The 15,907-nt window shown below is 33.9% G+C and carries 12 protein-coding genes; 2 read left to right on the top strand and 10 right to left on the bottom strand.

Features of this window, described 5'->3' with window-relative positions; genetic code table 11:
* Positions 1 to 23: 23 nt before the first annotated feature.
* The 10 genes from IM755_RS12475 to IM755_RS12430 all read right to left on the bottom strand — a co-directional run bounded on the left by IM755_RS12475 (position 24) and on the right by IM755_RS12430 (position 10,144).
* Entirely contained in the window at positions 24 to 461 is a 438-nt protein-coding gene (locus tag IM755_RS12475) for an RrF2 family transcriptional regulator (protein ID WP_194097383.1), read from the bottom strand.
* Positions 462 to 554: 93 nt separating this feature from the next.
* A complete protein-coding gene (locus tag IM755_RS12470; RefSeq protein WP_194097381.1) occupies positions 555 to 1,880 on the bottom strand; it encodes a cbb3-type cytochrome c oxidase subunit I in 1,326 nt (441 codons plus the stop codon).
* The gene (locus IM755_RS12465) at positions 1,877 to 2,308 is read right to left on the bottom strand and encodes a c-type cytochrome (protein WP_194097378.1); all 432 of its coding nucleotides are present in this window, start codon (positions 2,306 to 2,308) and stop codon (positions 1,877 to 1,879) included. Before IM755_RS12465 ends, IM755_RS12470 begins: the two co-directional genes overlap by 4 nt.
* Positions 2,308 to 3,831 (bottom strand): L-aspartate oxidase, encoded by a 1,524-nt coding sequence (gene nadB, locus IM755_RS12460; protein ID WP_194097376.1) that lies wholly within the window; start codon positions 3,829 to 3,831, stop codon positions 2,308 to 2,310. The genes IM755_RS12465 and nadB overlap by 1 nt, the downstream gene beginning before the upstream one ends.
* Before the next feature lie 6 nt (positions 3,832 to 3,837).
* Positions 3,838 to 4,773, bottom strand: a complete 936-nt coding sequence (gene nadA / locus IM755_RS12455) for a quinolinate synthase NadA (RefSeq protein WP_194097374.1) — start codon at positions 4,771 to 4,773, stop codon at positions 3,838 to 3,840.
* 36 nt (positions 4,774 to 4,809) lie between these two features.
* Positions 4,810 to 5,244: an RrF2 family transcriptional regulator gene (locus tag IM755_RS12450; RefSeq protein WP_111567272.1), complete on the bottom strand. Its 435-nt coding sequence runs from the start codon at positions 5,242 to 5,244 to the stop codon at positions 4,810 to 4,812.
* Positions 5,245 to 5,277: 33 nt separating this feature from the next.
* Positions 5,278 to 6,000, bottom strand: a complete 723-nt coding sequence (locus tag IM755_RS12445) for an anaerobic ribonucleoside-triphosphate reductase activating protein (RefSeq protein ID WP_317172461.1) — start codon at positions 5,998 to 6,000, stop codon at positions 5,278 to 5,280.
* Positions 5,957 to 6,121 (bottom strand): anaerobic ribonucleoside-triphosphate reductase, encoded by a 165-nt coding sequence (gene nrdD / locus IM755_RS12870; protein WP_111567273.1) that lies wholly within the window; start codon positions 6,119 to 6,121, stop codon positions 5,957 to 5,959. The genes IM755_RS12445 and nrdD overlap by 44 nt, the downstream gene beginning before the upstream one ends.
* Positions 6,102 to 8,219, bottom strand: coding sequence for a ribonucleoside triphosphate reductase (locus tag IM755_RS12435; protein WP_194097372.1), 2,118 nt, complete (start codon positions 8,217 to 8,219; stop codon positions 6,102 to 6,104). The genes nrdD and IM755_RS12435 overlap by 20 nt, the downstream gene beginning before the upstream one ends.
* 485 nt (positions 8,220 to 8,704) lie before the next feature.
* The gene (locus IM755_RS12430) at positions 8,705 to 10,144 is read right to left on the bottom strand and encodes a hypothetical protein (RefSeq protein ID WP_194097371.1); all 1,440 of its coding nucleotides are present in this window, start codon (positions 10,142 to 10,144) and stop codon (positions 8,705 to 8,707) included.
* Positions 10,145 to 10,312: 168 nt separating this feature from the next.
* Between IM755_RS12430 and IM755_RS12425 the strand changes: the two genes are divergently transcribed.
* Together IM755_RS12425 and IM755_RS12420 are read left to right on the top strand one after the other, a co-directional pair.
* The gene (locus IM755_RS12425) at positions 10,313 to 13,669 is read left to right on the top strand and encodes a T9SS type A sorting domain-containing protein (RefSeq protein WP_194097369.1); all 3,357 of its coding nucleotides are present in this window, start codon (positions 10,313 to 10,315) and stop codon (positions 13,667 to 13,669) included.
* A gap of 3 nt (positions 13,670 to 13,672) precedes the next feature.
* Positions 13,673 to 15,907, top strand: a 2,235-nt coding sequence (locus IM755_RS12420; protein WP_194097367.1) for a choice-of-anchor L domain-containing protein, incomplete at its 3' end; no start/stop codon positions are given.

Below are 15,907 nucleotides of genomic sequence, written 5' to 3'. Positions count from 1 at the left end.
ACTACAAATTAGAAGAATTGGTTTTATAGCGATTTCAAGAAAGTTTCTCCTGATTTAATTCCTAAAGCTAATTCTTCTAAATTCGTAGTTTCTAGCATATGCGCTAATTCATCACGAATACTTTTGAATTTATCATGCACCGGACAAGGATGTGTTTCTGAGCAATGAGATAAACCTAATCCACAACCATGAAAAACGGCATCGCCATCAATAGCATCAACAATTTCAACTAAGAAAGTTTTTTTAATTCTCTTTTTCGGAATATAAAATCCACCATTTACGCCTTTTACCGATTCAATAATTCCAGCTTTTACTAGTATTTGTAATATTTTAGCTGTAAACGCTTGTGGCGAATCGATTTCTTTGGAGATGTCAACAAAACCTACCTTTTTTTCTTCTAAGGAATGTTTAGCAATAAATATGGTGGCTTTTATAGCATAATTGCATGATTTTGAAAACATAAGCAATGATAAATTTGAAAGAATTAAGGGCCAAATATACAATGGAATTATCAAATTTCACCTGATTTTTATCATCGTATTTTTAGGATAAATTTATTCTTCAATATTCAATTTATTTTTCTTCCAAGATTGAATAAACAGATATATAAAAAAACTCGCCATACTGAACATTAAAATCGTTCCCAAAATGATGAAAAGTAAAACCCAATTCCCACTAGAACTAATCATTTTTCTGAAGCTTTCCGAAGTTAATCCAGCTTGCCAAATTGCACGTTGAACGCCCATTCCAATTAAGGAAATTAGAAAAAGTAATAAGGTAACTTGTACTATCCAAAATGCAATACTTCCATACAATCGCCATTTTGCCGAGTTGAAAGTTGGTTTAATAAAGTAGAAAACACCTGCCAAAATAATCATCGTGTTAATCCCAATGGTAGTTCCCATAGCATGCGCCACCGTGATATGCGTTCCGTGCGTATATAAGTTGATGGCTGGAATCGACATGAATAAGGCGAGGGTTAAGTTTAGCGTTACCCAATAATCAGAAGCCATTAAAAAGCGATAAGGGAAAAAGTAGTAAAATTGTTTGTTTTCTTTGATTTGTTGACTCCATTTGTAGAAAATACGAATTAAAATAATCCATTCGGTCATGCTTACTACGTAGGCGATGTAATGAATGTATTTTTCGGTTGGAAGTAAGTAAATATGATGTCCCCAATTGAACATCAAATTAAACATTCCCAAAAAATACATCGCAAAGGAAAGTTTTTGATAGGACGATTTTTCATCGCTACTAATTTTTTCCATCAAGTAAAATGCAACACCATAAATGATTTGATTTATAGCACCTACTAGCGAACCATTTACTTTCCACTGAATCGTCATATCGGCAATAAAATGCTCTCTGAAATAAGGAAAAATCCACAAATAATTTTCAATGAAAGTAAAAATGAAGAATACCAATCCGGTTAGCCACATCCAGTAATAAACAGGCCATTTTATCGAAAAACCAATTTGATGCAGATAGAAAACTAAGAAGACAATAAAAGAAATAAATATCGGTAAAGCCCAAACGGGATTGAATTCCCAATATTCTCTTCCTCCAAAATCACCTGTAAAATAGCTGTAGAAAATTCCCAGCAAAGCAATTAACCAAAGTGAAAAATGAAGATATTGTAAAAAAGTACCAAAACGTGTGGTTTTCATTTTCGCAATAATCAGTGTTACAAAACCTAATCCAGCAGTTATGATGCCCAAATATGCGCTACTCACATGAAGCGGACGAAGCGATAAAAATCCCATAACACCCGATTTTGGTTGGGTAATGCGGTAACTTTCGGAAGCCAAATGTCCAAAAAACAAACCTAAAACAAACAACACAAGGGCTATTCTGATGAGCCAAATTCCAAAATTCTTCATTTCTTTTCTAAACTAAAAGTTCCTATTATTTCAGGTTGGTAATCTTGCGGATTTGATGTTCCTGTGGCATCTACATTTTTTAAAAAGTGTAAAAGCGCTTTCATTTCGTCATCCGAAATTTTAAAAGCAGGCATTTGTTTTACTCCCGATTTTATTATGCCTTTGATATATGCTTCGTTATTCGCAGTTCTCGAATACACATTCGTTAAATCCGGACCCAAATAACCGCCTAAACCATACAATTGATGACACGTATGACAGTTGTGTTTTTGCCAAACCAATCGACCTTCGGCTACTAAATGAAGTTCTTTTTCAGAATAAGGAGTTGGGCTAAAAAGCGGAATGGCATAAATCCAAATGCTAAACGCTAGAAAACAAACGAAAAGCACAAAAAAAATGCGTTTTGGATGGGCAAATAGATTCAGCATTACGAAATAGTTTTTTCTTTTTTAACCGATTTTACACGATATCTTTTTGGTAAACAATCTTTTAAAATAATTTCTGCGGTTTGAATCAAATTATAAGTTTCACATAAAAACGGATGCGAATTATAAAATTTGAACTTCATTTTGAAGCGTTTGCTCATCTCGGTGACCATTTCATATACTTTTTCAGTGTTTTTTCCCGAAGCGTACAAAGCATCGTATTTCATGAAATGTTGCAGTTGGTTTTTGAATTGCAAAATTTGATCGTGATGAATGTTTTTATAACGAATGGGCGTAATTTCAGACTTATTCAATTTAATCGCATCTACTGATGAAATCAGATGATTTGCCAAATCATGAGCATAAACAATCGCTTCTAATAATGAATTCGAAGCCAATCGATTGGCACCATGAAGTCCGGTGTGCGAACATTCTCCTATAGCGAACAATTGTTTGATAGAAGTAGCACCCATTTCATCCACGACAATTCCACCACATTGATAATGTGCAGCAGGAGTTATCGGAATTAAATCTTTGGAAACATCAATGCCATTTTCAAAACAATAGTTATAAACTTTTGGAAATTTTGTTTTAAATGTTTCTATTGGCAAATGTCTAACATCCAGCCAAACGTGTTGCGAATGTTCTTTTTTCATTTGATCCGAAATGGCTTTCGAAACGATATCGCGAGTTGCTAATTCGCCATCAGGATGATATTGAAAAACAAAACGTTCCATTTTTTGATTCAAAATATGAGCTCCAAAACCTCGAATCGCTTCGGTAATTAAAAACGCTTGACTTTTTTTAGGTTCGTAAAGCGCTGTGGGATGAAATTGAATGTATTTCATTTTTTCCAATTTTGCTCCCGCTCGATATGCCATTGCCACACCATCACCCGTAGAAACAAAAGGATTTGATGTCACACCAAACACTTGTCCCGAACCGCCAGTAGCTAAAACGGTTGCTTTTGCTACGATGGAAGTCACTTCGCTTTTTTCATCAAATCCTATGATTCCGATGCATTTTTGATTGTCTAATAATAAGTCTGTGGCAAAAAAGGAAGTTCTGATAGTAACATTCGGTAAATTCTGAACGACTTGAATCAACTTGGTTTCAATTTCTAATCCTGTTTTGTCTTTGTGGTGTACAATGCGATTTTGGGAGTGACCACCTTCTAAACCTAAATCCAATTCGCCTGAATTATTCTTGTCTAATTCCACGCCCCATTGAATCAATTCTTGTAATCGGGCAGGAGCTTCTGTAATTACGTGTTCGACTACTTTTTTATCGCAAATGCCTTTTCCAGCAAGTAAAGTGTCTTGAATATGTTGTTGGTAACTGTCTTTGATAAAATCGTGTACTACGGCAATTCCTCCTTGAGCGTAATAGGTATTACACTCGTCAATGGAAGTTTTGCTAAGTAAGGTAATTTGTAGGTTCGGATTTTGCTCGCTGAGATATTTCGCTAGAGATAATCCCGCTAATCCTGTGCCTACTATGAGTATATCGGTTTCTAAATTTTGCATGATGTTTTAGTTTAGCGCTAACATTCTTTGAATTGGAAGTAAAGCTTTTTCGATGATTTCGTTGTCCAAATGCACTTCCGGACTTTCATCTTGTAAACATTGATAGAGTTTTTCTAAGGTGTTGACTTTCATAAACGCACACTCGCTGCACGCACAAGTATTGTCTTCTTTTGAAGGCGCTGGAATTAATGTCTTGGTTGGATTATTCAATTGCATTTGGTGTAAAATTCCCGCTTCTGTGGCTACGATGAAAGTGTCGTTTGGACTGTTTTTTACATGATTCAACATGCCTGAAGTCGAACCAATGTAATGCGCTACTTTCAAAATATGCGTTTCCGATTCAGGATGCGCGATGATGTTAGCGGTTGGATGTTTTTTATATAAATCGATTAATTTTTCTAAAGAAAACGCTTCGTGAACAATGCAAGAACCTTCCCATAAAACCATATCACGACCTGTTTCAGCAATTAAATATTTGCCTAAATTTTTATCAGGAGCAAACACAATAGGTTGGTCTTCTGGAATGGATGCAATTACTTTTTTTGCATTGGAAGAAGTACAAACAATATCGGTAAAGGTTTTAACTTCTGCTGTGCAATTGATGTAAGTAACAACGGTATGATTCGGATATTTTTCTAAGAAATTCTTGAATTCATCTGGCGGACAACCATCGGCAAGGGAACAACCTGCTTTTACATCGGGAACGATTACTTTTTTATTTGGATTGACAATTTTAGCTGTTTCTGCCATGAAATAAACGCCTGCAAAAACGATAATATCGGCATCAACTTGCGATGCTTTTCTCGATAATTCTAAACTATCACCCACAAAATCAGCAATCTCTTGAATAGCTTCTTCTTGATAATAATGCGCTAGAATTACCGCATTTTTTCTTTTTTTCAATTCAAGAATTTTCTCTTTTAAATCCGAAGTTGTTTTCATTAGAGGATATTTTTATCTTTTATTTAATTAAATTTTTTAAAGCTTAAGGAAAGTCTCTCCAGTGTTGAATTCACTAATTAAATCCAAAAGAGAGGTTTCTTTCAGCGTTTTCTTCAAATTTTCACGTAATGGCTTGTACTTATGATGAAAAGGACACGGTTGTTTGTCGGAACAATCATGAAGTCCTAAACTGCATCGGTCAAATAAGTCATTTCCGTCGATAGCTTTTACAAGCTGTTCTAATTTGATGTGTTTCAATTGTACCTTTTCGATTTCAAAACCACCGCCATTTCCTTTAATCGATTTTATGATGTCGGCTTTTACCAAACGTTGTAAAATCTTAGCTGTAAAAGGTTCTGGCGATTCTATTTTTCTGGCAATGTCTCGAATACCGCAACGCTTGCCAGCAGACGATTCTGAGGCAATGTAAATGGTAGCTCGTATGGCATATTCACAGGTTTTTGAAAACATAGATAAAATTTACACAAAGTTAGGGATTTTAAATCATCGAAATATGATTTTAGTCATATTCTGGTGGATATCCTTTTCCGAAATGGATTGCGAATCGGGTAGTGGTGCAATCGTGTTTTGATAATTTCTAAAATTTTGAATGTAATAGTTTCTATCGTAGCCTAATTCCAATAAAACGTTTTGCATTGTAACAATATCCTCTGGATTCAATAATGAAGAATGATAAGTGGTTCGGACTTCAAATGGAATGGAACTCGATTGAAGCAATTCAAAACAATTTAAAAATTGAGCATAAAAATCCGATTTTGTAATCGTAAAGAATTTTTCTTTAGGACCTTTAAAATCCAAAGCCACATAATCGATTAGCTGTTCTTCTATTAGTTTTTCGAGTACTTTGGGCTGACTTCCATTCGTATCTACTTTGATTAAAAATCCTAAACTTTTTACTAATTTGATGAATGGGATAATGTTTTTGTGAATCAAACATTCGCCACCGCTAAAAACTACAGCATCCAACAAATTTCTTCTCGATTTTAAAAATGAAACAATTTCGGAAAAGTAAAAAGCCCCTTTTCCGAAAACTATTTCGGGATTGTAACAATAATCACATTTCATATTACACCCTGCAAACCATAAGATACAAGCCGATTTATCGGGATAATCTAACAGTGTGAAGGGTGTAAAGCTATGAATGGCTTTTTTGTTTAGAAAATCAAGATTTACATTCTCTAAAGTGGGTTCGTTGTTTATGTTCACCTTTTTTTCCAATATTAAAACTTTCTACGGGTCTGTGATAGCCCATTACTCGTGTATAAACCAAACATTTGGTTCTTTTTTCATTGTGTTGAAGCAGAGCTTCAGTGGTTTGTGTTTGCATAAGAGGTTGTATTTAAGGTTGCTAATAATTCTTCATCACATTTTGGACAATATTCGTGTTCGCCATTCAAATAGCCATGTTTCGGACAAACGCTGAAAACTGGAGTCACTGTGATGTAAGGTAATTTGAAATTCGTAATTACTTTTTTAATGAAATTACGACACGCTTCTGCCGAACTTAGTTTTTCGTTCATATACAAGTGCAAAACCGTTCCTCCAGTGTATTGACATTGTAAATTGTCTTGTAACAACAAAGCTTCAAACGGATCTTCGGTGTAATCTACTGGTAATTGCGAACTGTTCGTGTAGTAAATATTTTCGCCTTCACCTGCTTGAATAATATCGGAATAACGTTTTTTATCTTCTTTAGCAAAACGATACGTCGTGCCTTCTGCAGGAGTGGCTTCTAAGTTGTATAAATTGCCAGTTTCTTCTTGATAAGCTCTCATTTTGGTTCGAATGTGTTCCAAAATTTCGGTAGCGAAAGCCATTCCGTAATCCGAAACGATGTCTTCTTTTTTGTCGGTGAAATTTTGAATCATTTCGTTAATTCCGTTCACACCAATTGTAGAAAAGTGATTTCTAAAATGAGGCAAATAACGTTTGGTATACGGAAATAATCCTCTATCATACATTTCCTGAATGAAAACGCGTTTTTTCTCTAAAGTTGCTTTCGAAATTTCTAACAAACGATCTAAATCGGAATATAATTTGGCTTTATTGCCTTTGTTCAAATAACCCAAACGCGCCATATTAATAGTTACGACACCGATACTTCCCGTCATTTCCGCACTACCGAATAAGCCATTTCCTCTTTTTAATAATTCGCGTAAATCGAGTTGTAAACGGCAGCACATACTTCGTACGGCATTCGGTTTGTAGGCATTTGGATTTTCAACTTTATTGCCGTTTTCATCATATGTATATTGACTTCCAATGAAATTTTGGAAGTAAGACGAACCAATTTTAGCTGTATTTTCAAAAAGAATATTGGTGTTTTCTCCGTACCAATCAAACTCTTCGGTAATGTTAACTGTTGGAATAGGGAAGGTGAACGGCTTTCCATGCGCATCGCCTTCGGTCATGACAGTGTAATACGCTTTGTTGATGAGATTCATTTCTTTTTGAAAATGTTCGTAACGCATTTCGGTTATGTCTGAAACGCCTCTTTCTTTAGCTCTTTTTATAAAATCTTCTGAAGTGATTCCTTTAAAAAGATGCTGTTCATTTCGTGTTGGGATTTGCTCTTTCAAATCATCTGGAACCACCCAATCCAATGTAATATTCGTAAACGGAGATTGTCCCCATCGTGCAGGCACATTCAAATTGTAGACGAAACTTCGAATTGCTTTTAAAACATCTTCATACGATAAATTATCCTTGAAAACATAAGGAGCCAAATACGTATCAAACGAACTAAACGCTTGAGCTCCTGCCCATTCGCTTTGTAAAATCCCAAGGAAATTCGCCATTTGTCCTAATGCTTCTCTAAAATGATTCGGAGGACGACTTTCTACTCGACCACGAACGCCGTTAAAACCTTCATTTAATAGAACACGTAAACTCCAACCCGCACAATAACCCGTTAAGCAATCTAAATCGTGAATGTGAATATCTCCATTACGGTGTGCATAACCTTCTTCTTTCGAATAAACTTTGTCTAACCAATAATTTGCAATGATTTTTCCAGCGACATTATTCACTAAACCTGCATTCGAATACGAAGTATTGGCGTTGGCATTGATGCGCCAATCGGTTTGGTTGGTGTATTCTTCTATGGTTTGGGTGCTATCGACATAAGTGGTGTCATCATTTAATCCTAAAACGTGCTCGCGCTGCAGTTTTCGGGTGTGACGGAACAACATGAAGGAACGCATCACTTCATAATGACCATATTCATAAAGCGTTTTTTCAATCTTATCTTGTATATCTTCAACTGCCCAAGTGTCTTCGTGTGATAACAATTGGAATACGGTTTCAATTACTTTTGGATTTAAAGTTTCACTTACACTGGCAAAAGCTTTTGTAATGGCTTCTTCTATTTTGAAAGGTTCAAATGGTAAATACGTGCCATTTCGTTTTATTACAAATTTGTCCATATTGTAGAATTTTTATTGTGGTATGGAACAAATTTAAATATTAAAAAGACTTTTTGGTCTTGTTTGAATAAATAGTAATCAACAAATTATAATGTATTTTTGTTGATAAGTTTGATTTTGTAAGTAATAATAATGATTAATACAGTTTTGAAAAATTATATAAATTAAAAATCTAAAGGAGGTTTGGTTTCTAACTTTAAAAATTCCTCACTCCAAGAGTTTGAGGTCTAAGATTTTTAAGAACTAAAAAGCAATAAAAAAACCCTAAACAATTGCTGTTTAGGGTTTTACTTTTCGTAGCGAAGACGGGAGTTGAACCCGTGACCTCAGGGTTATGAATTCGGCAATCAGTAAATTTTAAACGTATTTACTGGGCTTCCGAGACCAAAATTTACTAGTTTTTTATAAAATCGTGTTCAATTTCGTGTTCAGGAATAGAACTTGATTAATAAATGTTTTTTTGCAAAAGTATTAATTAGTTTTAATCAGTTGCGATTTAATTTTGAGTCTATGTATTTTCTATAAATTTTATTTGAAATGTTATCCTCTAAATCATTTTTTTTCTGAATTTTGGTATGTAATTTTTTGAATTCTACTGTTTCATTAGTACTAAAGGGATTTTCAGAAATTTGAATAATTGCTTGTATTATATTTTTCTCAATAAAGTTTAGTTTAAAAACACGCTTGTATTTTTTATTAAAAGTACTGTGATTGTGAAGTACTAATTTATAGTTTTTCAATTCGTAGTGAATGATGAGATTTATAATCTCCGTTTTGATAAATGTTTTTGGTCGATCTTCCAACTTGAATTCATTCAGAATTAAGTTAATGTATTTTAAGCTTTGTGATAGGTTTTTATTGATTAGTAATATACAAGCAAACTGATAATACATCCCAATGAAATAGTAGGGTTCAATATTGAATTTGTTTTCCTTCAAAGATTTTGCTACTATTTGCATCATTCTTAAACCCTCTTCAAAATTATTATTAAAAATTAAAAATTCTAATTCAGCTTGATTGGTGTGAAAGAAAATACGCTCTTGTGCTACACTTTTTTGAAAATCTAAAATGTTTTCAAATCCACGTAAAGCTTCGATTTTGTTATGAAAAGTTGTATCGTCACTTTTTTTATAGATGTCAATAATTCGCGTATAAACAGAAATATAGTCTAATGGGTTTTCTTCTTTATAAAAAGGGTTGTTGTCGAAAACATCAATCGTTTTTTCTAGGTTAAGTAGTTCTTTTTCTTTTTTATTAATAACGTGAAAGTAATTTGCTATTGTTAAAAAATAAAATATTTTAGATTGAACTGAATGCAGGCTCGATCCATCTCTCTTAAAAATAGCATTTCCAATAATTTTATTGAATTCTTCAAGAATTCCCTCGAAAGGTATTTTTCCAACGTTGTTTTTTAAGAAATAACTGTGATAATATAAATCGGTAATTTCTCTGTTTTCTTTTATGTAATTAAAGTAATTATCTATTTTTTCATTAACCGACATAGCACCGTAGAATCCTTTTGAATATCCCATGCATTTTTTTTCCCAATTCAATAATTCAAGAATTAAGATTTCATTTTCATTTTTGAGACTTAGTTTTTTTGCTTTTCTAATAATTTTTAAGCATTCATCATATAATCCTTTATAGAATAAAATTTCAACCGATTTGATATGGTTTTGAAGTTTAAGACTAATCGTTTTCTCGTGATGAAATTCATTTAAAGAGCGTAGTATGATTTTGTTTAAATAATTAATATCATAAGAAATATTTTTATCCGAATAATCTTGTTCTTTTACATGTTTTTTTAAAGTATCTTCAGTGATTGTTGTGTTACTGTTGATAATATCAAAAAGTAATAGGTATTTATTCTGACTTCCAAAAATATTTTTATTTATAAATATTTTAAAATACCTTTTTTCGTTCATAGACATTGATTCTATGAGTTTTTTGCTTTCGTCTATAATCATATGTATATGTTCTAAAATCCAAAAATAGTTATTTTTTTTATTATTACGTGAATCATGTTTACTTACTTTTGAACAAATGATTAACAGCACGTTAAATAATTGCTAATAAATTAATCTGAACACCATATGAATAAAAATTACTATTTATTTAGATTTAGAATCATTGTATTCATTGTAGCTTTCTTTTTCTGTTCTGATGTGTTTTCAGCCAATATATATGTAAATGATGGTTCAGCTCTCAACGATGTTTATTGTTCTGCTTTTGGAAATGATGCAAATTCAGGATTAACAGCAGGTTCTCCTAAATTAACACTTGCTGCTGCTTACGCAATTGCAACTAGTGGTGATATTATTTATGTTGATTCAGGAACATATATTAGTACAGGAACAATTGCATTTAATAAAAATAATATTCAAATTATAGGCGCAGGAGCTGCAAACACAATTTTTGAATCTGGTTCTGTAACTGGTACTGTTAGATGGGGAAATCTTACTGCAAATAATGCGGTTTTCAAAGGAATTCAAATAACAAAATATGACTGTGCATCTGATGGAATAGCTATGACAATTTCTTCTGGAACAGGTATAATTTTTGATCAAGTCATTATTTATGCTAATGTTGGGTCTGGAGGTCAAGGTTCGTTATATATTTCAGGTTCAACTACAAGTGTTACAATTAAGAATTCTTCTTTACCCTGTAATAGAGTTGCTTCAGCAAATTATGGAGGTGCATTAAAAATAAATAATGCTACTGTTAATATTGAAAATTGTAGCATGAATAATAATGTGATAAGTGCTTTAGATGGAGGAGCAATTTTAATTCAAGGAGCCTCTGCAAATGTAACTATCACAAATTCTACTTTTGATGCAAATGGTGCTACAACTGGAGGCGCAATTGCTCATAAAGGGGGTACGTTAACAATATTGAATTCATGTTTTGATAGTAATATTACTGCTGGAGGAGGGAGTGCCTTTGGAGGAGGGGCTATTATAATTAACCCTTCTGTAGATTCAAATGTAACTATATCTAATTGTAGTTTTTCTAATAATTCCACAACAGCAGCCTCTTCCGATGGTGGCGCTATTACAATAACTAACTCAAGCGATGTTACATCTAATATTAATATAAAATCATGTTCATTTACAAATAATAATGCTGTTGATAAAGGTGAAGATATCAGTTTTGATAAGGGTAGTACTGCGCCTGTTTTCGATGTAGTTTTAGAAAATAATACATTTAATTCAGTTTATTCAGGTACTCAAGTAAATCTTTATAATAAAGATATTCCTAAGAATTCAATTAAAATAAATGATTTAGGTGCAGGAATTGGTGGTAATGGTGATATGGTTGCAGATGGCTTAGGAGTGTCAGTTAGTAAACCTGAATTTGGTGCAGATACTACCATAGTAGCAGCTCCGGGATATACGGAAAATTCTACAGCACTTCCATCTAGCTTACCGCTAACCATTTGTAACGATCGTTTCACAGGTACTTGTGGTGCTGCTTCAGCAACATTTATTTGTTCAACATTGAATACATGGGGAGATGTAACCACAACTGCCACAGATGCAGATGTAATAACTTTCGATAAGGGAGCAAATCTACCAAATGCCATTACAGCAGCAACATGGGCTACTTCTGTAATTACCTTTACAAAAGCTACTCATGGTTTAGTTGTCGGCAATTGGGTTGTAATTGAAGGATTTACACCGGCAGGATATAATGGATATTATAAAGTTACAGCTGTTCCTACAACCGGAACTTTTAGAGTTGCTAAAACAACAAACCCAGGAACTACTACAGTTTTAGGAACATTTACAAAAGGTACACCTATTGGATGGTCAAGAAAAACAATTCCAACAGTTGATGAACATGTAATCATTGATTACGACTATAATACATCAACTTATGGTAATATTGACGCTTGTGTTATGACTGTAAAAACGGGAAAAACACTTGTAATTGATAACGATAGTAAATCAAATGTAGGTGCAGATGAATTAGGTACTTATGTTTATGTAGTAAATTCCATTTTTAATAATGGTATAATAAACGTAAAGAGTAGAGGTAATTTAGTTCAGGTAAACTATCCGTTAGATTTAAATAACGAATCTATCGTAACGCCCAATATAAACTTTACTAAAGATACAGGGAATAAAATTCGTTGGGATTATGTTTATTGGAGTAAGCCAGTGAGTAATGCCATTCTTCCTGTGTTTAATACAAACTTTGATATTAAATATTATTGGGATCCTGATTTTTGTGTTAATGGAGTGAATTTTAGTTATCAAGGTTGGAGGTCGCTAGTAAGTGAGCCAACAGTTGCAACTGGTTTCATTACAAGAGTAAAAACAAGTGTTGGAACAACTCCAGCCAATATAACTTTAAATTATTCAGGTACATCTAATAACGGAAATTATAATGCAACTGTAAAGTATTATGATAATGAACATAATGCATTTAGAAATTTCACTTTGTTAGGAAATCCATATCCTGGAGCAATTAAATTTGAAGATTTTTATAATGAAAATAGTGATAAAATTTATGGTACGGTTTATTTATGGTCGGCTAATACACCTTATCCGGGGAGTGGACTTTATCAGCAAGCTGACTATGCGTCCTTTAATTTAACAGGGGGAGTTGGGGTTCCAAGTGCTACCACTCAATCACCAAATGGTATTTTGCCAAATGGATATATTGCTTCTGCTCAAGGATTTATGGTACGTCCTAAAGTCAATGGAACTGTGTTGTTCACTAATAAACAGAGAACAAAAGACATTCCAAGTAACAACCAATTTTACAAAGGGGCAAATGATGAAAAAGATAGATATTGGTTGCGTTTAGCTGATGCAGAGGGAAGATATAATGAATTGTTAGTAGGTTACATATCGGGAGCAACTAATGATTTTGATGAAGCATACGATGGACCAATTAATTCGTTGTCACCAGTTAAATTTTATTCGGTTTTAGGGGATGAAAAATTAGTTATCCAAGGAAGAGAGGCATTTCAATTAACAGATAAAGTTGCATTGGATTATTCGTTACAAAATCCATCATCAATGTTAACTATTAGTTTAAGTAAAAAAGAGGGTGTTTTCAATACGCAAAGTATTTATTTACATGATAAAAAATTAAATTTTTATCACGATTTAAGTCAAGCAAATTACTTCTTTTATCCTGATGATACACAGAATAGATTTGAAATAATTTACAAATTAAATGGAGAAAACGATGAGATTGATGAAGTTGTAACTACTGTTCAAGCCTCAATATTAAATTCAGAATTCGAAGTATTGAGTAATACGCCACTTTTAAAAATCGAATTATATGATATTAATGGAAGATTGATTGTTAATACTTTGATTAAAGAAGAAGTTTTAACTTTTAATAAAAATATTGATCTAGCATCTGGTGTTTATATTGTGAATATCACTTGTGCAAATGGAGTAAAAAAGACAATAAAAATTTTAAATCAAAATTAGAATATGAAAAAGTTTCTCAAATCGATAATACTAATAATAATTTTTCTTTTTGCATTATTACCAGCTTATTCTCAAATTACAATTAATAATACATTATATACTCCAACTCAATTGGTGAATGGTGTTTTAGTGCCTACAGGTAGTGGAACAACAATTTCAAATGTTGTATTTAGAGGTGTTTATAATGATGCTGGACGCTATCAGGTTGGATATTTTTCAACAGCAACTACTACTTTAGCGCAATTAGGCTTCACAAATGGAGTTGTTTTAACTACAGGTCACACCTCTACAATTCCATTAACATTAGGAGTTCATCCAGGTTCTGTTGGACAGATGGCAACAAGCTATTCATCATGTACAACAGGCGAAATTAGACAAGGCGGTACTTGTCCTGCCGGAATTAATGATTTAGATGTTTTAGCTGGTGCACAAAATTATTTCAATGCAGCTGTTTTGGAGTTTGACTTTGTTCCTGTTGAAAATTCGGTTTCTTTTAGATATGTTTTTGGTTCAGAGGAATATACTGACAATAGTGGCTTTATCAATTATCAGTGTTCGTCTTATAATGATAAATTTGGTTTTTTAATTAGCGGTCCAGGAATTGCTGGAGGTCAAGGTTTTACTAATAATGCCAGAAATATTGCTCGTTTATCAAATGGTTCAGAAGTGTCTATCAATTCTGTAAATAATGGAGTTGTTGGATCAAGTGGAGGTGCTCCAAGTTCTGCTAATTGTATTGCTGCAAATGGAAGTTGGGTTCTAAACACCCCAACACCTGAATACTTAGGAATTATTGATGGAACTCAACTTAATGGTAATACAAGAATTTTAACAGCTACACAAACAGGTTTAACTCCTGGTCAAACTTATCATATAAAATTAATTGTTACAGATGTAAATGATGGAACTTATGATAGTGTTGTTTATTTAGAAGCAGGAAGTTTTACAACAGAATCTACTTGTGACGCTGGGTCAAATCAAAGTTTGTGCGACACAACATCCGCAACTTTAGCAGCTACATCACCAGCAACGGGTACATGGTCTGTACAATCAGGTTCTGGAACCTTTGTTTCTGCAACAAATCCATCGACTACAGTTAATGGTTTAGCTTTAGGTACAAATGTATTGAGATGGACAGCTTCAGATTTATCATGTTTTGATGAAATAACAATTACTGTAGGCACTTCACCAGCAGCGCCAACAGTTGGAGCAGTAACGCATCCAACATGTTCAGTAGCAACAGGAAGTTTTCAAATCACAGGATATAATGCAGCGAATACGTATACTTTCACACCAAGTGTAGTAAGTATTTCAGGAACAGGATTGGTAACCGCTAACGCAGGAACCTATACTTTCACCGTAACGAATGCATCAGGTTGTACTTCAACAGCATCAGCAAATATTGTGGTAAATGCGCAGCCAACAACACCAGTAGCGCCAACAGTTGGGGCAGTAACGCAACCAACATGTTCAGTTGCAACAGGAAGTTTTCAAATCACAGGATATAATGCAGCGAATACGTATACTTTCACACCAAGTGTAGTAAGTATTTCAGCAGCAGGATTAGTAACCGCTAACGCAGGAACGTATACTTTTACAGTAACGAATGCATCAGGTTGTACTTCTATAGCGTCAGCAAATATTGTGGTAAATCCGCAACCAACAACACCAGCAGCGCCAACAGTTGGAGCAGTAACGCAACCGACTTGTTCAGTTGCAACAGGAAGTTTTCAAATCACAGGATATAATGCAGCGAATACGTATACTTTTACACCAAGTGTTGTGAGTATCTCAGGAACAGGATTGGTAACCGCTAACGCAGGAACGTATACTTTTACCGTAACGAATGCATCAGGTTGTACTTCAACTGCATCAGCAAATATTGTGGTAAATGCTCAACCAACAACACCTACAGCGCCAACAGTTGGAGCAGTAACGCAACCGACTTGTTCAGTAGCAACAGGAAGTTTCCAAATCACAGGATACAATGCAGCGAATACGTATACTTTCACACCAAGTGTTGTGAGTATTTCAGCAGCAGGATTAGTAACCGCTAACTCAGGAACGTATACTTTTACCGTAACGAATGCATCGGGTTGTACTTCAACTGTATCAGCAAATATTGTGGTAAATGCGCAGCCAACAACACCAGTAGCGCCAACAGTTGGGGCAGTAACGCAACCAACATGTTCAGTTGCAACAGGAAGTTTTCAAATCACAGGATATAATGCAGCGAAT

Source organism: Flavobacterium proteolyticum (genome assembly GCF_015223105.1).
GTDB classification, from domain to species: Bacteria; Bacteroidota; Bacteroidia; order Flavobacteriales; family Flavobacteriaceae; genus Flavobacterium; species Flavobacterium proteolyticum.
The sequence above is the reverse complement of the archived record's forward strand: the minus strand, read 5'-3'. Positions and strand labels throughout refer to the sequence as shown.